Annotated in this window: 17 protein-coding genes; 10 read left to right on the top strand and 7 right to left on the bottom strand. The window is 38.4% G+C overall.

Annotation, left to right across the window (positions count from 1 at the left end):
* Positions 1–37 precede the first annotated feature (37 nt).
* From dnaB to gloB, 3 genes are all read right to left on the bottom strand, one after another.
* A complete protein-coding gene (dnaB, locus tag L6494_RS08800) occupies positions 38–1,933 on the bottom strand; it encodes a replicative DNA helicase (RefSeq protein WP_237993889.1) in 1,896 nt (631 codons plus the stop codon).
* A 110-nt stretch (positions 1,934–2,043) separates the two neighbouring features.
* On the bottom strand, positions 2,044–2,502 hold the full coding sequence (rplI, locus tag L6494_RS08795) for a 50S ribosomal protein L9 (RefSeq protein ID WP_237993887.1): 459 nt from the start codon (positions 2,500–2,502) through the stop codon (positions 2,044–2,046).
* A 238-nt stretch (positions 2,503–2,740) separates the two neighbouring features.
* The gene (gene gloB, locus L6494_RS08790; RefSeq protein ID WP_237993885.1) at positions 2,741–3,514 is read right to left on the bottom strand and encodes a hydroxyacylglutathione hydrolase; all 774 of its coding nucleotides are present in this window, start codon (positions 3,512–3,514) and stop codon (positions 2,741–2,743) included.
* 365 nt (positions 3,515–3,879) lie between these two features.
* Between gloB and L6494_RS08785 the strand changes: the two genes are divergently transcribed.
* The 10 genes from L6494_RS08785 (at position 3,880) to L6494_RS08740 (ending at position 15,652) form a co-directional block, all read left to right on the top strand.
* Positions 3,880–4,110 carry a hypothetical protein gene (locus tag L6494_RS08785; protein ID WP_237993883.1) on the top strand — a complete coding sequence of 77 codons (231 nt, stop codon included), beginning with the start codon at positions 3,880–3,882 and terminating at the stop codon, positions 4,108–4,110.
* A gap of 203 nt (positions 4,111–4,313) precedes the next feature.
* Positions 4,314–5,345 (top strand): glycosyltransferase family 2 protein, encoded by a 1,032-nt coding sequence (locus tag L6494_RS08780; RefSeq protein ID WP_237993881.1) that lies wholly within the window; start codon positions 4,314–4,316, stop codon positions 5,343–5,345.
* Between the two features lie 122 nt (positions 5,346–5,467).
* On the top strand, positions 5,468–6,619 hold the full coding sequence (locus tag L6494_RS08775; protein WP_237993879.1) for a glycosyltransferase family 4 protein: 1,152 nt from the start codon (positions 5,468–5,470) through the stop codon (positions 6,617–6,619).
* A gap of 182 nt (positions 6,620–6,801) precedes the next feature.
* The gene (locus L6494_RS08770) at positions 6,802–9,048 is read left to right on the top strand and encodes an ABC transporter ATP-binding protein (RefSeq protein ID WP_237993877.1); all 2,247 of its coding nucleotides are present in this window, start codon (positions 6,802–6,804) and stop codon (positions 9,046–9,048) included.
* Between the two features lie 14 nt (positions 9,049–9,062).
* Positions 9,063–10,265: a glycosyltransferase gene (locus tag L6494_RS08765; RefSeq protein ID WP_237993875.1), complete on the top strand. Its 1,203-nt coding sequence runs from the start codon at positions 9,063–9,065 to the stop codon at positions 10,263–10,265.
* 41 nt (positions 10,266–10,306) lie between these two features.
* Positions 10,307–11,266 carry a glycosyltransferase family 10 domain-containing protein gene (locus L6494_RS08760; protein ID WP_237993873.1) on the top strand — a complete coding sequence of 320 codons (960 nt, stop codon included), beginning with the start codon at positions 10,307–10,309 and terminating at the stop codon, positions 11,264–11,266.
* A gap of 15 nt (positions 11,267–11,281) precedes the next feature.
* Complete coding sequence (locus L6494_RS08755) at positions 11,282–12,277, top strand: Npun_R2821/Npun_R2822 family protein (RefSeq protein ID WP_237993871.1); 996 nt, start codon at positions 11,282–11,284, stop codon at positions 12,275–12,277.
* A 10-nt stretch (positions 12,278–12,287) separates the two neighbouring features.
* A complete protein-coding gene (locus L6494_RS08750; protein ID WP_237993869.1) occupies positions 12,288–13,214 on the top strand; it encodes an Npun_R2821/Npun_R2822 family protein in 927 nt (308 codons plus the stop codon).
* A 798-nt stretch (positions 13,215–14,012) separates the two neighbouring features.
* Positions 14,013–14,783 (top strand): hypothetical protein, encoded by a 771-nt coding sequence (locus L6494_RS08745; protein WP_237993867.1) that lies wholly within the window; start codon positions 14,013–14,015, stop codon positions 14,781–14,783.
* Between the two features lie 62 nt (positions 14,784–14,845).
* The gene (locus L6494_RS08740) at positions 14,846–15,652 is read left to right on the top strand and encodes a hypothetical protein (RefSeq protein ID WP_237993865.1); all 807 of its coding nucleotides are present in this window, start codon (positions 14,846–14,848) and stop codon (positions 15,650–15,652) included.
* A 96-nt stretch (positions 15,653–15,748) separates the two neighbouring features.
* Here the strand turns inward: L6494_RS08740 and L6494_RS08735 are convergent, their stop codons facing one another.
* The 4 genes from L6494_RS08735 to obgE all read right to left on the bottom strand — a co-directional run bounded on the left by L6494_RS08735 (position 15,749) and on the right by obgE (position 20,479).
* Complete coding sequence (locus L6494_RS08735; protein ID WP_237993863.1) at positions 15,749–16,606, bottom strand: polysaccharide pyruvyl transferase family protein; 858 nt, start codon at positions 16,604–16,606, stop codon at positions 15,749–15,751.
* Between the two features lie 170 nt (positions 16,607–16,776).
* The gene (locus tag L6494_RS08730) at positions 16,777–17,148 is read right to left on the bottom strand and encodes a hypothetical protein (RefSeq protein ID WP_237993861.1); all 372 of its coding nucleotides are present in this window, start codon (positions 17,146–17,148) and stop codon (positions 16,777–16,779) included.
* A 63-nt stretch (positions 17,149–17,211) separates the two neighbouring features.
* Positions 17,212–18,936: an ABC1 kinase family protein gene (locus L6494_RS08725; RefSeq protein ID WP_237993859.1), complete on the bottom strand. Its 1,725-nt coding sequence runs from the start codon at positions 18,934–18,936 to the stop codon at positions 17,212–17,214.
* 514 nt (positions 18,937–19,450) lie between these two features.
* On the bottom strand, positions 19,451–20,479 hold the full coding sequence (gene obgE, locus L6494_RS08720) for a GTPase ObgE (RefSeq protein WP_237995916.1): 1,029 nt from the start codon (positions 20,477–20,479) through the stop codon (positions 19,451–19,453).
* Positions 20,480–20,584: the final 105 nt, after the last annotated feature.

Below are 20,584 nucleotides of genomic sequence, written 5' to 3'. Positions count from 1 at the left end.
ATCTACTGCTCCTGAGTGCGCTATTTAGGTTAGCAGTCTAATAATTACCCTGTCTAGCCAAATTTTTAAACTTGGTAAATTGCGGATCAAATAGTAATTTGACTGTACCTGTCGGGCCGTTGCGGTGTTTGGCAACTATGACTTCTGCAATACCGCGATCGGGACTATCAGAATTATAATAATCATCTCGATATAACATGATGACTAAATCCGCATCTTGTTCAATAGAATTATGAACAATAATGTTATTTGCCACAAAATTGTGCCATATAGGAACTGTTAAATCATAAACTTCCTCTTCGTCGGTAGCTGCAATTGATATAATTTCATCCCAATAAATATCATTTTTTCCTAAGAGATTTATTTCTTCAGATTGGGCAAGATTAGTCAAGGTTGCAGTTCTTTCTCTACTCGCATTGCGTTTATACAGTGTCGATTGAATCACAATTTCAGAATTGCTAACACTTGCTACTAAGAGGTTAGGTAAAGCCAGGTGATCGCCTATTTTGAATTCATCTAATCTGCACCAGCCATTAATTGTTAAAAACTTATGATTACCAGTGGCGCGAATTTTTCTTCCCAAGCGGGTTTTTAAGGTAAATACAGGCTTGACACCTGTAGAAAAAGCATGGCTAACAATTGCTTTCTCTAACTGCATTGTAGTTTCATTTAACGCCCAAACTGCAAAACCAGATTTACCTACTAATTCCTGAATAGGAACTTGTAGACCGCTATCTGCTAACGTCACCAAACTATCACCAGTTAAACAACCAGATTCTCTCAAATCAGATAACATCGGACGCTTATTAGTGCGTGCTTCCACCCCACGACTTAACTGAGATAACGCAATCACCGGCACAGATAATTCCCGCGCCAAACCTTTGAGAGAACGGGTAATTTTCGATAACTCTTGGACACGGTTATCACCTCCACCTTCCATTAATTGCAGATAATCTATCACGACTAAACCCAGTTCTACACCCTGTTCTGCTTGCAGTCGCCTCGCTTGACTCCGCATTTGGGTAACGGTAATATTGGGCGTATCGTCGATAAAAATCGACATTTCCGACAGCATACCGATCGCACGGCTTAAAGGTTCCCATTGAGTTTGACTCAGCCGTCCACTCCGCAGATAACCACTTTCAATCTGTGCTTCGCTAGCTAATAAACGTTGTACTAATTGCTCTTTTGACATTTCCAAGCTGAACACAGCCACAGGTAATCGCATAGAAGCGGCGATATTATGAGCTAGGTTGAGGCAAAAAGCTGTTTTCCCCATTGACGGTCTCCCAGCGACAATAATCAAATCAGAACGCTGAAAACCGCTAGTCATGGCATCCAAATCATAGAAGCCGCAGGGAATCCCCGGTAAGGCAATACCTTGATTTCGTTCCTCAATTTCTTGAAAATTATTAATCAGGGTTTCGGCAATGTGAGTTAAACCTGATTGGGGACGTTCTTGAGTAACACCGAAAACCTTTTGTTCGGCTTTATCTAAAACAATGGGTAACTCGGTTTCAGTCTCATAACCGAGATGAACAATTTCATTACCAGCCTTAATTAATTGCCGTCGCAGGTATTTTTCCATAACTAACCCTGCTAAGGCATCAATATTTACGGCTGAGACTGTACGATCTACCAATGTGGCTAACTTATTTCTACCACCTATCCGCGCCAGTAAATCGTTGTCAGCCAGCCAACTTGTCACCGCGAGTAAATCTGTAGGTTTACCCTGGGCGTGGAGGCGGAGGGTAGCTTGATAGATATCTTTATGAGCAGTAATATAAAAAGCTTCAGGAATTAGGCGATCGCTAACTCGACTAATCGCCTCTGGGTCTAGTAAAATACCCCCTAAAATCGCTTCTTCCGCTTCGATGTTTTGGGGTGGGAGGCTATTGCTACCACGCGATTCAAAACTTAATTCTTCAGCCATAATTTATTCATTAGGCAGGGGAAATTGGGCATGGGGCAAGGGTATTGGGGTAAAACTATCCCCTCTCCTGTCACCTGTCCCCTGTCCCCTGTCACCTGTCCCTCCCTAGTTTAACTAGCCACCACTTGAATATCAATTTGCGCTGTGACTTCAGAGTGCAACTTAATATCTGCTTTGTAAGTACCCAACTTGCCAATATCTGGAATAGTAATACCACGACGGTCTATTTCTTGACCTGTAGCTGCTTGGATAGCATCAACAACATCTTGGGTGGTGACAGTACCAAAAATCGCTTCGTTTTCACCAACTTGCTTGGCAATTTGCAAGCTGCTAACTTTTTCTAAGGCGGCTTTTTGTTCTTGTGCTTGTTGTTTCAGCTCTAATTGGCGTTGCCGTTCTACTTCCCGACGGCGTTCTACTTGTCTAAGAATACCGGGAGTAACATGAGTTGCAAAACTCTGAGGAATCAGATAATTACGAGCATAGCCAGGAGCTACATCTACTAAATCGCCAGATTTTCCTAGCTTGCTGACATCCTTAGTTAAAACTAATTGTATGCGTTTCGCCATTGTTTTCCGTTTTTCCTGTAAAATCTCATTAACTTGGGTGGCAGCAGGATAATCTACGTGAGCGTAGCTGTATCCCAACCAATACTATAATCCCAAAGCTTACAGATCCTAGCGAAAGGCGGGGGGCGATCGCAACTCCTTAGTGCTAAAAATTTTAAAATAGGGATTGGAGATTGGGGAACTCGGGGCCCCCTCTGGGGATAAGGGGTAATGGGGATTGGGGATTGGGGACAAGTGACTAAAACATATCCTTCATTCCCCGAATCCTGGCAAATGTTTGCACAGGGTCACTACTATTAGCTGCTAACTGTAGTGCTGGTTGCTCCCAACGTAAAAAGGGATTTGTCAGCTTTTCTATTCCCAACATTGAGGGGACAGTAGGTTCTTGGCGACTGCGTTGTGCTTTGACTTGATAACTACGTTTTTGCAGTTCCGTATTATTACCGTCTATTGTCAGAGCAAATTGTAAATTTTTTAAGGTGTATTCGTGGGCGCACCAAACACGAGTATTATCTGGTAAAGACCTAAGTTTACTAAGAGATTCCATCATTTGCGCTGGTGTACCTTCAAATAAGCGACCACAACCACCAGCAAACAAGGTATCACCACTGAATAACTCCCCAGGTTCATTGGCTGTTTGGGGGGGGAAGTAGTAAGCGATATGAGCGCGGGTGTGTCCAGGAATAAAGATGACCTCTGCTACTCTATCAGCAAATTGGACGCGATCGCCTTCCTGTAAAAATACCTCCTGTCTTGGTATTCTGCCTTTATCTTCCGCACCACCATAAACTTTCACTTGCGGGAATTTTTGGATTAGCGGCTGATTTCCACCTACATGGTCATGATGGTGGTGTGTATTAAAAATTGCCACTAATTCCGCTTTCAGTTCTGCAAGTTCCTTGAGTAATGGTTCAGCTTCTGCGGGATCAACAACAGCTGCAATATTTTGTTTAGGGTCATGCAGTAAAAATATATAGTTGTCTGAGAGTGCCTCAAGACGAATGACTTGCATCGGTTTTATTTCCTCATAAGTTAGTGCTTGGTATATATTTTCAACTCTTAATTACTAGTAAATCACTAGATATTGCCCCAAGTCTGATTAAATACTTGTATTTTTTATATTACAGTCTCCCTTTTCATCGCTTTTTTGGTCCAAGTCTGTACTTATACTTAAACAATACAAAAAAATGTAAAGAATATTTTAATTGATCAGTAAAAATTCTCTAGGAGGAAGACTTGATGCACAGTTAGATTTAGTGTGTTCTTTTTTGCTGTCAAATTACTTAAGGAATTTTATGTAGTAGTATTTATATTTACTTTGAAGCAAAGAAGATTCATTCGTAGTGCTATGACACCTTTATTTAAGTAGGATAATTTATGAGTTGTAACCAAAGTTACATATATAGCAATCTCGAAGACCAATCAGAGATGTTAGTAAAGCAAATTGTAGACAAAATCCTCAGCTCTGGTAAGATGAGTCGTCAAGACCATACCTTGCTTACCTCTACTGTTTTCAATAAAAGAGATGTTCGTGAAGGAGAGCGTCGTCAGATTAATCGTGTTTTTAACTATATCCAAACAGGACAGCTAAAACTAGTTAATTGGTAACTCATCGTCATAATTATACGTAGCTTAGTTTTATAAGACCACTAGGTAACTAAGACTCTTAGAGAAAAATCATTATCAGGAATTACACTAAAAATCTGTGCTATCTTAAGAACCAAAAGTCTTCAGGGCAAGTGAATACGCCTACTATCTCTATGATAGTGAGTATTAACTGACAAATTATGATCATGAGGAACACTTAAGAAATGCCTCCACTGGTATCAATTATTATTAATTGCTTTAATCAAGGACACTACCTTGAGCGTTCAGTCACAAGTGTATTATCACAAACCCACACTGAGATTGAGTGTTTGATTATAGATGATGGTTCTACTGATAACACTCGTCAAGTATCTGAGCAATTAATGGGTATTGATCAGCGAGTAAAATACTTTTTCAAAGAAAACAGTGGACTACCATCTTCTCGCAATTTTGGGATTCAAAAGGCTCAGGGAGAATGGATTCAATGTCTAGATGCAGATGATTGGATTCATGAAGACAAAATTAGATTTCAACTCAATCATCTAGCACAAGTTGATTTTTCTGAAAATGTTATATTTTATTCAGATTATGAACGAGTATTTATAGATGCTCAAGAAAATATTGTTAACCGTCAGGAAAATATTATCGGTTTATTAACTACAGAGCAACTAATTCAACGTTTACTCATCCCCGATTTTTTAGCAGCCTCACCTCATCCTTGTCTTCAGCAAGCCATGTTGATGCACAGGAATATATTGAGTAAAATTCAATTTCCTGAATATCTTAAAGCTCTGGGGGATAGATATTTTGCCATAGATATTCTCAGAAAAGGTGCGAATTTTGTTTATACCCCTATGATTGGTGCTTATTATACAAAACATCAAACCAATCGGACCAATAACTGGCCTTATATGAGAAATTACTATATTTTATTTTATGAAAATGTCATACAAAAGCATCCAGACTTGCATAAGCTCTGCACAATCGGCATAGAGTATCTTTTGGAAGAAGCTATCCGAGAACAAGATAAATCCATATTTGATCAATTAATTAAAATAGCTCCTACACCAGTTAAATTATTCGACAAAAAGGTAAAATTAAATAATAAATTTACTATAAAGTTAGTAAATAAAATGAGAGCAATTACACCAAGTTTTTTATTATATGAAAAGTATCGCGGACCCCGGTCAAAAAAAATCATCTCTCTTGTATCAGAGAAATTAGATTTGGTTAAAAATATGCTCAATTTATCCTGATGAACTAACTAACATGAGTTGATTTATAATTTTCAAAAACCTAATTTTTGCCCATTATTCTTTTTTACCCATCTAGTAGGGTCTATTATTTACCATTTTATTGAACGGCTTATTTAGAAATAATGAAGGTTTCATTAATTGTTAGCGACTTATCTGGTGGTGGAAGTGTTAGGGCTTTTTTACTAGCTCAGATTTTGAAATTTCTGGAATATCAAGTAGAAATTATTGGATTTATTTACGGAAAAGAACTGTATGCAATTCCACCTAATGAAATTACAGTTATTCCTATTACCGGCACTAACTATCCCAATTTTTTTGGTTCGGCCCAAGAAATCTTACAAAAAATAGATGGGGATATTATTTATGCAGTAAAACCTAAACCAACGAGTTTTGGCGTTTCGCTATTGAAGAAGTTTAGTACCCATCGTCCTTTACTTTTAGATATGGATGACTGGGAACTGAGTTGGTATGGCGGCGATGAATGGCAATATCGTCCTGGTTTGAAGCAATTGTACAGAGATATTTTTAAGCCTAATGGAGCATTGAGGTTTCCAGATCATCCATTGTATCTTCAATGGATAGAAAAGTTAGTACCAAAAGCAGATGCTGTCACAGTAGATACTCAGTTTTTGCAAAACCGTTTTGGCGGTGTTTATGTACCTAATGGGAAAGATACTGCTATGTTTGATCCTAGTAAGTATGACCCAGAAATCAGTAGAGAGCGTTATGACTTGTCTGAATATAGAATTTTAATGTTTCCTGGCGCACCACGTCCTCACAAGGGGGTGGAAGATGTCTTAATGGCTTTGGATTTGTTAAATGAGTCAGATTTAAGACTGGTGATTGTCGGTGGTAGTCCTTACGATGACTACGATGAGCAACTCATTCAAAAATGGGGACGTTGGATTATTAAGTTGCCAAAGTGTCCGGTAGATGTAATGCCAGAAATTGTGGCGGCGGCTCACGTTGTTGTCGTTCCGCAACGGGATACCTTAACCTCTCGCGCTCAGTTTCCTCTAAAGTTGACAGATGGGATGGCAATGGCTAAACCTGTATTATCAACTCATGTAGGAGATATTACAGAAATTTTAGCGGATACTGGTTATTTAGTAGACCCAGCATCGCCAGCACAAATTGCCCAGAAGATTCAATTGATATTTCAAGATTTAAATTTGGCTAATGAGCGTGGTCAACAAGCTAGAGAAAGATGTGTCGAGAAATATAGTTTAGAGGCGATGGCTTCTACCCTGCAATCATTAATTGCTCAGTTATGAAGATTGACGCTCGGTGGTAGATGGTGAATAACGTAAAATTAGGAGTATATTATCTTGGTTGACAGTAAAAACACAGTTATTTGTATAATAATTTTCTATTACTCTTGATGCGAAAGGTGAAATATGTAGAGATTACAGAATAATTAATGTTAAAAATAGCTTAGGTGTGATAAGAAAAACAGATGTCTACCAGAAAACTACTACTAAAATTTGCCAAACCATATCCCGGCTGGATTTTTCTGACAGTATTATTGGGATTTTCTGGTGCTTTATTTAATGGTATCAGCACAACTTTGATTGTGCCGATAGTTTTAAAGATAGTGGGACAAGAAATAGACTTAACTAACGCCCCTCCCCTGCTCAGATCGATCATGACTCCGTTTGATAACGTTCCAGAGAACTATCGGATATTGGTCATGTCGGGAGCAATTATATTGACAATTTGTTTAAAAAATTTAGCCGCTTATACTAGTTCTTTAACATCAAGCTCTTTTACAAGAAAGTTAACTTCAGATATCCGAGAAGACGGATTAAAATTATTACTAGAGGTTGACCTAGACTACTACACCAAAATGAGAGTTGGTGATTTATTAAATAGTCTGGGAGGAGAAATTGGCCGGGCGGCAGGTTCTATCAGTAATGTGATTAAATTAATTATTAATGTTATTACGATTTTTGTATTTATTGGATTGCTACTATCAATTTCTTGGCAGTTAACTCTTGCATCTACTGTGTTGTTGTCTTTAGTAACGTTAATTAACCAGTACACAATTTCCCGCTCCAAACACTTTGGACAACAGCTTAGTGATATGTCCAAATTGTATTCAATCACTGTGCTAGAAATATTAAATGGAATTAGGTTAGTTAAAGCCACAGGAAATGAAGAAAAAGAATATAAAAAAATCATCACTCTAATTCGCGATCGCGAGCAAGCAGATTTCGATTCTCAAGCGAATTCCCAATTGATTGCTCCACTCAGTGAGGTGATGGGAATCACATCCTTGCTATTAATTGTATTTTTAAGCAGAGTTTTATTTTCCGATCAAGTTTCTGCTCTATCAGCCGTACTACTTACATATCTATTGGTACTACTGCGACTGTTACCACTAGTTTCTCAGTTGAATAGTATCCGCAATAGTTTTGCCAATAGTGCGCCTAGCGTGGAGATAGTCACTGAGTTTTTGCGGCGTGATAATAAACCCTTTATGGGTGAAGGTGACGTTATCTACACCAAATTAGAAAAGGGTATAGGTTTTAACTCATTATCTTTTGGCTATCCGGGACAAGAGAAATTCGTATTAAAAGATGTCAATTTATTTTTACCCCGTGGGACAACTTTAGCCTTGGTAGGTAGTTCTGGTGCTGGTAAATCAACCTTGGCTGACCTACTACCCAGATTTTATGACCCAACATCCGGTAGTATTACAATTGACGGTAGAGATTTGCGTGATTTTGACTTGAAATCTTTGCGCCAGAGGATGGGAATTGTTAGTCAAGATACCTTTTTGTTTAATGAATCCGTAGGTCAGAATATTGCCTATGGGAAACCAGAAGCCACCAAAGACGAAATTATTACAGCCGCCAAGCGAGCCAACGCTTACGAGTTTATTAGTAAATTACCACAGGAATTGGATACCTTAATTGGCGATCGCGGTGTGATGTTATCTGGAGGACAAAGACAAAGATTAGCGATCGCCCGCGCCCTGTTGCAAAATCCAGAAATTTTAATTTTAGATGAAGCCACCAGTGCTTTAGATACAGTGTCTGAACGTTTAGTGCAAGCAGCTCTAGATGATCTGAGCCGCGATCGCACCACCTTAGTCATTGCTCACCGCCTATCCACAGTCCAAAAAGCTGACCAAATTGCTGTCCTAGACCAAGGACAGGTAATGGAAGTAGGAACTCATGAACAACTCCTACAAAAAGGTGGTTATTATGCACGTCTTTACTCAATGCAGTTTAGCAATATTCCTAAAACTAGCAATCACAGTAATCAAAGCTTACTGAGAATTTCTCATGAAATGCGGACAAGGCTAAACTCAATGATCGGTGTTTTACACTTGTTACTTGATGAGATGACAGACAATACTCAAGAACACCAGACATTGATTGAAGACTCATACAAATCAACATTTAAAATCATCAACACCCTGGATATTTTTGAGGATATTGTGCAACAGCAAATCCACTATTTATCTACATCATCATCAGAGAAAAACTACAACAGCAATGCCCAGATGGGATATTTGCAGACAATACAAGAATTTAACATTCAATTAAATTCCCTATTAATCTCTCTGCGGTCACTTGCTAATAATACTTTAGAATTACCTCCCAACCGATATCAAACCCTTAAAGAAGCTCTAGATTTAGGTATGAACCTGCTGAAGTTTTTAGAAAATTTTGAAGATAAAATACATAATAATTAGCATCTAAACTAAACATGAAAAATAAATATATTTTTTTTAGTAGAACAATATCCCTCAAACCAGATACAGCACACGAAATACATGATGTTCTTTGTGCTAATGCCGCAGCCAATATCGGTTATTCTTCAGTCTTAGTATATCCAGATTCTCAACGTGGTGCTTGGAATCCTTTAGGGTTATTTTCTCCTTTTCACCTCAGACAACCCGATCAAAAGTTTATAGAATTTTACGACGTACAAGACAAATTAAAAATTGCTACTTTACCAATGCCTTGGCCAATTGATTGCGTTGGAAGCAAGTTCACTTCTGCTAGTACAGTATTGGCACGTTACTATTTACCAATTCATTTATTACCTAATACTAAAGTTGTCCATACCAGAGATTGGAACTTTGCCAAAGCAGCAGTTAAAAATCATATTCCCACAATCTATGAACGGCACTATTTTCAAGAAGAAAAATTTAACCCAGAAATTGTTAATAGCCCATTTTTTCAAATTGCTATCACCCAATCAGAACTTATTCGACAAAGCCTAATTGAAAAAGGTATGCCACCAGAAAAAGTTGTCTGGTTGCATAATGGTTTTGAGCAATCATTTTTACTTAGACAACCAGAACAAGCTGAAGAATGGCGTAAACAGCTATTAGGAAATGAACGGCAATATCTTGTAGTTTACTCAGGTGCTTTATATCCTTTTAAAGGAATTAATGTATTGATTGATGCTGCCAAAGAATTGCCACACGTTCAGTTTGCCATCACAGGTGGTAAAGAAGAACAAGTCACAGCTTATGAACAACTAGCTAGAGAAAAACAAATAGATAATGTGAAATTTTTAGGCTGGATACTACCTCGCCAGCGATTAGTAAGTTTATTTCAAGCGGCGGATATTTTGGCTCACCCCCACTGTTCCGGTAAGTCGGCTAATTTCACAAATCCTGTGAAATTTTTTCAGTATATGGCTTCAGGAACTCCTATAGTCATTACGGAGATACCACCTTTAATGTTATTTAAAGATTTGCCTTTATCTGCTGTATGGTGTGAACCAGATCATCCCACCAAGCTTGCCCAGGCAATAGAACAAGCTTTAGAAAATTATCCCCGAAAAATAGGAGGTTATATCAATAATATTGAATTAGCTAAACAGTTCTCTTGGGAAAATAGAGCAGAGAAGATACTCAGTTATGTTGATGAGTCTTTACGACCTCCAGTTACAGTATAGGTCGAAAATTGAACAATTTAAACAATAAATTATAGATACAAATGAATATAAAAACTGTCGGGATGATTAGCAGTTATAGCAATATTGATACAAGAGGTGATTGGCTATGGCAACAAACCCCTAATCCCTTTGGAATTTGGGGCAATATAAAAATACAAGCATCAGCACCAAACCCAGATTTTATGCTGATGTATCAATTTGATTTTCCTAAGCAGCATAAACCTCAATCTTGGCTAGATAAGCTAAAAGGGAAACAACAAAAACCAAAAACTAACGTCAGTTCACGCCTCAGAGGTGTGCCGAAAGAACGAGTAATATATCTTTTGCGCGAACCACCCTTAGATGAGGTTGTTGAAAAAAATAAACGCTATTATCAAGCAGCAGAAAATTACTGCGGTTATATTTCTGGCCCTGATGATTTTGCCCCTGTCCCTGACTATATGCCTGCAATTTGGTATATTGGTAACTCGTTTCGGGAATTAAATGAAATGCCAATACCCGAAAAAGTTGCGCCTTGTAGTTGGATTACCTCTGGTATCAACCGTACAGCTAATCATCGTCAACGATTACAGTTTTTAGAATCACTACAAAATAGTGAAATTAAATTTGATTTATATGGACGTAATTTACCTGTATGGTCAAAATCATCAGGTGAATTGGGCGGTAAATGGCATGGCATGGCCCCGTATTATTACAATTTAGCTATTGAAAATTATGCTGATAACAGTTGGTATGTGAGTGAAAAATTGTGGGATGCGTTACTGGCTTGGTGTTTACCAATTTACTATGGAGGATCGGCTGCTGATAAGTTGTTACCACCAGGTAGTTTTTTACGCTTACCTAGTTTAGATGAAAAAGGTATTGCCTACATCCAAGAAGTGACTTCTACTCCTGATGCTTGGTATGCTGCTAAGGATGCGATCGCAGAAGCTAGACAAATTATCTTACACAAACTAAATCTACTCAATTGGTTGTCAGAATTTGTTGCCAAGTTCTCATAGAAAAGGAGTTACTCTATGGATGGTATTTGTACCCTAGCTAATGATAAAGTTTATGACCAACTAATTGCCCTACTCAATAGTATTGAGGCAATTTATGGTCAAACCATGCCGGTTTGTGTCTATCCTTACGATGATCATACAGAGCAAATCGCTGCCGAAATAGCTCGCCGTCCACAGGTGCAACTATATGATGATCAAAATTCAATTCAACAATGGGATGAATTTGTGCGTCGTGTTTGGGATACTCACCCCACAGCTCAAGCTCATTGGCTAAAAGTTAGTAGTGATAAATATCATCGAGTCGGTACTCATCGGCGTTACTGTGCTTTTGATGCGCCTTTTGAGCGATTTGTGTACATGGATGCAGACACATTATTGATGAGTCCCCTAGATAAAATTTTTGCCCAGCTAGATGAGCATGACTTTATAGTATATGACTTCCAGTATAAAGATTTATCTCATGTTTATGATGAATCTTCCCCGAAATTAAGGGAATTATTCACCCCAGAACAACTGCAAACAGAAATATTTTGCTCTGGATTTTATGCTTCTAAAAAAGGTATATTTACACCCCAAGAGCAAGAAACTATTTTAGAAAAACTCCGCCAAGGAGAAGCAGAAATCTTGTATGCAATGGCCCCAGATCAAACAGTTCTCAACTATATGGTGATGCGGCTAGGGATTTCTTACTGTAACTTAGCTCACCAACTTCCTAGCCAAGAAAGGACAGGCTGTTGTGTAACTTCTAATCATTTTACAACACAAGACAATATCCTGTACGACCACGGTAAACAGTTAACTTATATTCATTATATTGGTCTAAAATCTCGGTTGTTTAAGCAACTTTCTGAAGGAGAAAATATTGATTTTCCCTACCGCGATACTTTCTTGCATTATCGCTATCTTCATGAACCAGACAAGCGACCAATATTTACAACTAAGCCCAAGGCTAATAATGGGTCTCCAAATTTGGGGACAAAAATTTTACGCAAATTAGGATTAACTCTTTGAGGTTGATACAATGAGCCGTGGCATTTATATTATTGCTAATGACAAAGTTATCGATCATGCGATCGCTCTACTCAATAGCATTCGATTGCATGACCAAGACACCCCAATTGTGATGATACCCTATGATGACAATTATCATCAAATAGCGGAATTACTCAACAAAAATTATGGAGTGCAACTCTATGAAGACTTAGATTTTATAGAGCGTCTTGCTGATAATTTACACAAAATTTTTGGTAATCAATTTTTTGCTCGTCCCAACCAATTTCGTAAGCAGGCTTGTTGGTTCGGACCCTTTGAGGAATTTTTGTATATTGATACTGATATTGTTGTTTTTGAAAAAATTATTGACAATCTCAATTATCTAGCTGACTCTGATTTTATTTGTTGTGATTACCAACATTTAGGCGGTATTAAAAATGTTTTCACACCAAAAGTATTTACAGATAATATCTTTAGTGAAACAGAAGTTAAAGATATTTTTAACGGTGGTTTTTGGGGGTCAAAGAAAAACTTGATATCGGATGAGGATTTATTTGCAACCTTTGCTGAGTGTGCTGCTCATCCAGAGTATTTTGACTTCTCTGAGAAGACTTCTGACCAACCAATTATCAACTATATGTTGCTCAAGCGAATTCCCCGCCGATTTAATATTGTTCGCAGAGAGGGTAAAGCTCCAGGTAATTGGGCTGGTTCACCGCAATTTAAAACTCAAGACCATATTTTATTTGATCCTAGTGTGAATCAACCCCTCCAATATCTCCATTGGGCAGGTATTCGCATTCAACCAGGTTGTCCCTACTGGGATATTTGGCAATACTATCGTAATCTTAATTCTGCATTACCTGTATCTGATATACCTGCACCTGTCAAACCAAATCAGTTGCAGAAGACACTAAATAATATTAAACAGCAGTTACGGCAACTTAAAATGTAATCAGAGAAAACGCTTCAGCGTTTACATACTTACTCGTTAGGATCGTCCATCGTCAAGAGTCAAAAGGCAATCTTTTGTTCTAGACTGTGGACTTTTGAATTTTGACAGCTTAGAGGCTGTTTGAAAAGTTGTGTCAGGTATCATTTGTCATTCTGAGTGGAGCTTTGCGGAAGGTAAAGCCTGCGGCAGAGCTGCGCTTAACGCGAAGCGTTCCGTAGGAAAGAATCCGCGTTTTCACCGTTATACTGGGATGCTTCCTTCGTCAGCATGACATAAAAGGGGACTTTTCAAACACCCTCTTAGGTGAGTAACATCTGACTGTGATTCTCCAAATAAAAAATATTAATTCCACCCTCTGGAGTTCCATTCATAAGGAATAAAAACTCAGGTGGTTATATAAATTGAATACTAAGTAAGTGAAATTACCTAAATTGCGAAGTTAACATTAGGCAATTTTTTGTTTTTCACTCAGACGCTTTAAGTATAAATATTTAAAAAATTCTCATGTTTTATAACTTAATGATTAAGATTGATAGTGTAATCAGTAAAAATACAGTAAATTTACCTTAATGGATTGCTATAGACGTATGAATTTATTGTAATCTGATTGTAAGGCTACTACTGTTTCTTTGTGAATTTGCAATCAATATATTTTCCTCCCCTGCTAGCATCCTCCCCCTTGCCAAAGGGAACTAGAGCATCTTCACAGAGAATTAGTGTAAGCATGACAACCATAAGGATACTAGTAATCATATCCCCCATCTGGAGGATATAAGTGGAAATACATAAGGAAAATTTATGAATTCCGATCAACACAATTACTGCTTCTGCACATTAGCTTTAAGAAAAAAATATCGTCTGCTAACTCAACAATTAGCTAGTGATTTAGCAAAATATTCTCCAGGAAAATCCTTTGTAGTTTTAACAGATAAGCCAGTAGAGTTTAAAAATTATCCCAACGTTTTAGCTTTTAAGCATAACCAGCGCGGAATTCTGCATTGTTATCACGATAAAAGCTTGGTTATGGAATTAGCTTTAGAGAGATTTAATGCAGCAATATATATTGATGCAGACACAACAATACTATCTTCCTTACCTGATACTTTAAACTGGAAACCAGGCATTACAGCAGGTCATTGCGAGAATCTAGTTGAACACGTTACAAGATATACGCCTGAAAGATTAGCACATATCCAAAAAGTAGCTTCGCATTTAAATATCAATTTGGAAGACTCTCCTTATATTGGAGAGTCTTTATTTATCATTGCTAGAGATGAAGGTAGAGAAATAGAGTATTTAAAATATTGGGCAAAGATTGGTAGATATTTAGAATTGCGCGGTATTCATGCTGGTTCAGGTAATGCGATGGGATTAGCAGCCGCCAAAATTGGCTGGACTGTGACTAAGGATGGCTGGGCTGAAGTGAGAAATATCACTAAACACTTAGATGCTTCCTACACTAACAAGCAAACTTTCTGGGATTTATGGAAAAGAAAGCTTGGCTATCACTACCGATTGAATAAAGCTAGATTGGTCGCTTTGAAAGATTTTGAATTTTTTTATAGATAGGTAAGTTACCTACTTGAAGTCGATGGAACTTTTGACAACTTAAACTTATCAAATTACTGACAATGGTTGCACAAGAAAAAGATTTTTGTTTCTGTACTTTAGCACTTGGTAGTAAATATCGTGGTCTTGCTAAAGAACTTGCTGCTGGCTTAGAAATACATTGTCCGACAACTATATTGTTAGTTTATACCGATAAGCCTGATGATTTTTGCGATCGCCATAACATTTTAGCTGTTAAGCATTCTCAAAAAGGTATCCGCTACTGCTACAATGACAAACGTTTCGTAATTGGTGAAGCATTATCTAGATACCATTCAGTTATATGGGTAGATGCAGATACAAAAATCATGTCAAGTATACCTGTAGATATGCAATGGCTGCCTGGAATTACATCAGATAATTTCCTACATATTTTTGAGCATAGTAGAAATAAAAGAGTCTCAAAAAGATTGGAAATAATCAGAAAACTAGGCACAAAACTAGAAATTTCACTAGAAAACACCAATTATGTGCATGAGGATTTATTCGTCATCACTAGGGATGGGGGAAAAGAGCAAGAATTTATTAAACAGTGGGGAACAATAGCGAGCTATTTTGAATTAAACAGTATACATACTGGAGAAGGCAATTCCATTGGCTTGGCTGCAACTAAAGTAGGCTGGAATGTGAATAGACATAATATCGAGCCTTTAAAAAAGGCTGTAAAACATACTTATGCTTCTCGTGAACCAGACTCCAAAAGTTTTTGGGATAAGTTGAAAGACCCCAAAGCTGTTACGGTTAAAATACAACGCCAACTCGGTTATTACTATCGTTTAAACTTAGCACGACTACTCACACTGAGTAATTTTGATTTTTATTATCGATGACCCCTACACGAATACTCTAATTAATCCTTCTTACTTCAGGGTTATTTGTGTAGATAATTGGTCTTGTGAGACGCGATAAATCGCGTCTCTACATATTTAAGACAAAACTCCTTTTTCCGTATCTTGCTTAAATTCCTGAAGCCTTTCATACATTTTTTGAGTAAGATTTTCTACTTTTGTATCACTACTCAAAGTAGGATTTACAGTTCTGGCAACAGTGAGTAATTGTGATGCAGATTCTCTTTGCCTTGCCCAATCACGAACCAAGCGTACTGGAGATAATATATCTAGTTTTTGTCTAGGATGATGCAACCGGTTTATATATGATGGTTTGTATTCTACATCAATAGACTGACACCAGTCTTGCCACTTAAATGACAGAATAGTAGAGTGGGAAATGACTGGAATCCAAGGTATACGAAACGCATCAGCAATAATCGCACCGTGCATAGCCTCTGCAAGTATGACTTCACTTTGGCTAATAGATGACAAAACTTTTTCTCTTGGCCAATGAGGATCAATATATCCAAATCCAAGTTTTTCACAGACTAAACGCCAACCTTCCCCATCTGTGTTGTGATGGGGCATATAAGAAAATTTGTACAGCTTTTTGCTGGTAAAGTTATAAAGTTTTCTAATTAAAATAGCTCCATCTGTCAGTGCGAATTTATTTTCAATTCCTAGTGCTTGCGCTGATAGGGGGCCACGAAGGCAATAAATTTTGTAAGAATCATCTATTTGAGGTATTCCTTGCCCGTATCCTACTCCTGTTCCAAATATCACTCTCAAGCGAGCATTTTTTGTCCTTAGTGGTAATCTGTCATTAAGGAGAGTACCTATGCCAATGAAAGCAGTACTTTCATCATCATCTAATACACCTGGTATCAACTGATCCCATAGCCAGGTATTAAGTTGATCACCAAAATTGTTTTCTTTGTAGTAAAAAAGTTTCATGAATTTTATTGTATTTGTTAAGGAGTTAAATAGCTGGTTTGAAAAATATCATAATTATAGAATTAATCAAGTAATAGATGATAAAAAAAATTAGCCAACAGATGAAACTAATGTTACCATTTGCTAGCTAAGATTAATTCATATGTTGGCTATTTTTTCAATCTTTAAGGTCAAGAATCTAAATCAAAAGATTGCATTCCTTGCTGTTTAGCAAAAACTAGCATACTTCCCAATTGAAACCATACTAATAAACAAGTCAAAAGACTAAGTGGTAAACCAACTCCTAAAGCTAGAAGAGAAGGAAAGCCGAATATTTCTAAGCCGGAAGATAGAAATAAACAGACTCCTACGGTGATACCGAAAAAAGGGACAGACAATAGCTGTTTTAATCCAGAATTAGATGGAGAATTTTCCGTACTATTGATTTTCCATTCTTGGACAATTAACTTCAGTGTGCCAGATAAAGCTACACCAGAAGTCACAGACATAAATAAACCAACAAAGAGAATAAAATATGGTGGTTGTAGAGGATAATAGTACATGAAAACTCCCGATTGATGTTAAAAAATGAATGTTCTAATTAAAACAGCAGAAATCGTTGATTTTTAATTTTTATTTGTTGATTTGGGATCACCAAAAAATTCTAAATTTGTAGATTTTGGTAGGATAGCCGCTACACCTTCTCTAGATAAATCTGTCAATAAAGCGATCGCTACATTAAACAAGCGATTTGGCTGTAAATCCTCTTTCACTAGAGACCACAGGCGTTGCACTTCTTCTGTGTGAAGACGATCATCTTCTGTCAGTGCTAGTACCAACTTGCGACGGAGAAATTTACCTTCATCAGACAACAGATATTGCAAACCCATCTGTGCTGTAGGTAATACATCAAAATTGCTATCAGTGCGAGCGATCGCAATTAAATTTTCTAAGCGTTGCCACTGGAATTTACCATTTTTAAACAAAATATTCAGTAATCTCCGCCGTAGTCCAGGCGATTCTCCAGTCAGCAACCGCCTAGCCACATAGGGATAACTCACCTCAACAATTTTGAAATCCCGATTCAGGCTCAGAGCAATCCCTTCCTGTGTCACCAGAGAACGAATAATCAGCGCAAATTTGGCGGGGACGCGAAATGGATACTCATACATCAGTTCTGAGAACTGATCGGTAATGGTTTTAAAGTTAAAATCTCCGACATTCCTACCAATGGCGTTGCCTAGCACCATCTCTAAAGCTGGCACAATCGGGGCAATATTCGTGTCTGGGGTAAGAAAGCCTAAATTGACAAAATCGGCAGCTAAGTCAGTGTAGTCTTGATTAACTAGATGCACCACTGCATCAACAAGCGTTTCTTTGGTGGTTTCCTCTAGCTGATCCATCATGCCAAAATCAATGTAAGCCATGCGACCATCCGGCATAGCAAACAGATTACCAGGATGAGGGTCAGCGTGAAAGAAGCCGTATTCTAATAACTGCTGCAAGCCAGATGTAACACCAATGCGGATAATTGCCTCTGGATCTAAACCTGCTTCCCGAATCCTTTCAGTATCCGTGAGCTTGAAGCCGTTAATCCACTCCAAAGTTAAGACACGGCTACTGGTAAACCGCCAGTAAATGCTGGGGACTTTTACTTGTAGGTCATTGCGGAAGTTGTTAGCAAATCTTTCAGCGTTGCGACCTTCATTTAGGTAATCAATTTCTTCAAATAACTTGATGCCAAACTCGTCCACAATCAAAGTCAGATCATGACCAAGATTTAGAGGTAGCCAGGGAGAAAGCCAAGAAGCTGCCCAGCGCATTAAATAAAGGTCAAGGGTGAGAACTGGGCGTAAGTTAGGACGTTGTACCTTAACGGCTACTTCTTCACCACTGAACAAACGTCCTTTGTAGACTTGACCCAAGCTAGCCGCAGCCACTGGATGAGGTGAAAGTTCACTAAAAACTTCTGAGATTGACCGCCCTAACTCAGTTTCGATAATGTGATAAGCGATCGCATTATCAAACGCTGGTAATTGGTCTTGCAGTTTGATCAGTTCGTCTAAAAAATCCTTACGGATTAAGTCAGGTCGTGTCGAGAGAGCTTGACCAACTTTAATAAATGTTGGGCCTAGCTTGGTAAGCAATTCTCGCAACTGAGTAGCACGCTTCTCTCTATTTTGTTCGGCCTGATTTTGCCATTCATCCCATTTGAGACTGAAAACAAATACTGCAAAAGACCAACTAATTTTGAACAAGCGTCCCCAAACTAACCAAGGACGGTAGCGATAGTAACGAGCGATCGTGTCTGAATTGTAGCGTTTTAGCTGACCAGGTTGATACTGACCCACGCTTTTGTTTGCCTCTTCTACTACTGGAAAATTTACAACTTTGTTTACTTTCTGAACCTCAAGCTGGTAAACAGCTAATGAACTCAGTAGTTGTTGATACAAATAAAAATATAGCCACACAACAACAGTGGACTGACAAGCTTAGTTTGCCTGATCTGTTGGAACTTGTGTAACTTTCCTCTTAATTATACTTTATAAAAGTACAGAAATTTCCTGTTCTTTGTTCTTCAGAGGCAATCAACAGCAACTGTATGATTACAGACTTCGTTCCCTGTATGTAATAATTACGGACTAGTTTTGATAAAATTTGTGTCAATTTTCACTAAACACAGGTGACGATTACGTGTCTTTGTGGTGGTAGTCAGTTTTATAGCTATACAGGAAAGAACCCTTCTTTAGTGATGGGTTCTTTGCTAGCAATCCCATCTTGGTTAACAGAAGCTAGCTTAAACTTGCAAACACCAGCACCAAAAAAGCTATTTCAAGCCTTAGAGGTTAGATGTAGCTTGCTTCCTTACGCCAACACTTGGGCTGCTTCAATTGCATTGATTTGGTCGAGAACATTCCAAAGTTCTTGTAACATTGGATCTAAACCATTACGAGTTACCGCAGAAATCAAGAAAACTCTGGCGTGAGAAAGATGATTTAATTGAGTCGCCAGTGCTTCTAAATCTACAGTTTCTCTATCAACGGCATCAATTTTATTTAATGCCAAAATTTGCATTCTTTGTTCTAAACCGCGTCCGTAGGCTGATAATTCTTGCTGAATTGTGTTGTAGTCGCCGATGACATCATCACTAGTAGCGTCAATTAGATGCAGTAGTACCCGTGTGCGTTCGATGTGGCGTAAGAAATCATGTCCCAAACCTGCACCTCCGGCTGCACCTTCAATTAATCCGGGAATATCAGCAAAGACTGTACCATCACCAGTGGGTTTTCTCACCACACCTAAATTTGGGATGAGAGTGGTAAAGGGGTAGTCAGCAATTTTGGGACGTGCGGCTGACAAGGATGATATCAAAGTTGATTTACCAGCATTGGGTAAACCAATAATTCCGACTTCTGCCAAAAGTTTTAATTCCAAACGGAGCAGTTTTCTTTCTCCTGGTAGTCCTGGGAGAGCGTATTCTGGGGCGCGGTTACGGTTACTTAAGAAATACTGATTTCCCAAACCACCTTTACCACCTTGGGCAATAATTAGTTTTTGGTTAGGTTTAGTTAAATCTCCTATCAAATCGCCTGTTTCTGCTTCATAAATTGCTGTCCCACAGGGAATTTCGATAATTAAATCTTTACCTGATGCGCCGGTGCAGTTGTTGGGGCCGCCACGTCCGCCATTGTCGGCTTTAAAGATATGGTTGTAGCGGAAATCTAAAAGGGTTTGCAGGTTTTCCACCGCGACGAAAATTACTGAACCACCCCTTCCACCGTTCCCACCAGAAGGGCCACCAGCTGGTACATACTTTTCCCGCCGGAAAGCGACAATACCATCACCACCGTTTCCGGCTTCTACTTCAATTTTTGCCTGGTCGATAAATTGCATGAGTGCTAAATCCTGAATGAGTGCTGAGTGCTGAGTGCTGAGTGCTGAGTGCTGAGTGCTGAGTGCTGAGTGCTGAGTGCTGAGTTGTGAGTTGTGAGCTATCAA

This window comes from Nostoc sp. UHCC 0870 (assembly GCF_022063185.1).
Lineage (GTDB): Bacteria > Cyanobacteriota > Cyanobacteriia > Cyanobacteriales > Nostocaceae > Trichormus.
Note: the sequence above shows the minus strand (reverse complement) of the source record. Positions and strands in the feature narration are given on the sequence as shown.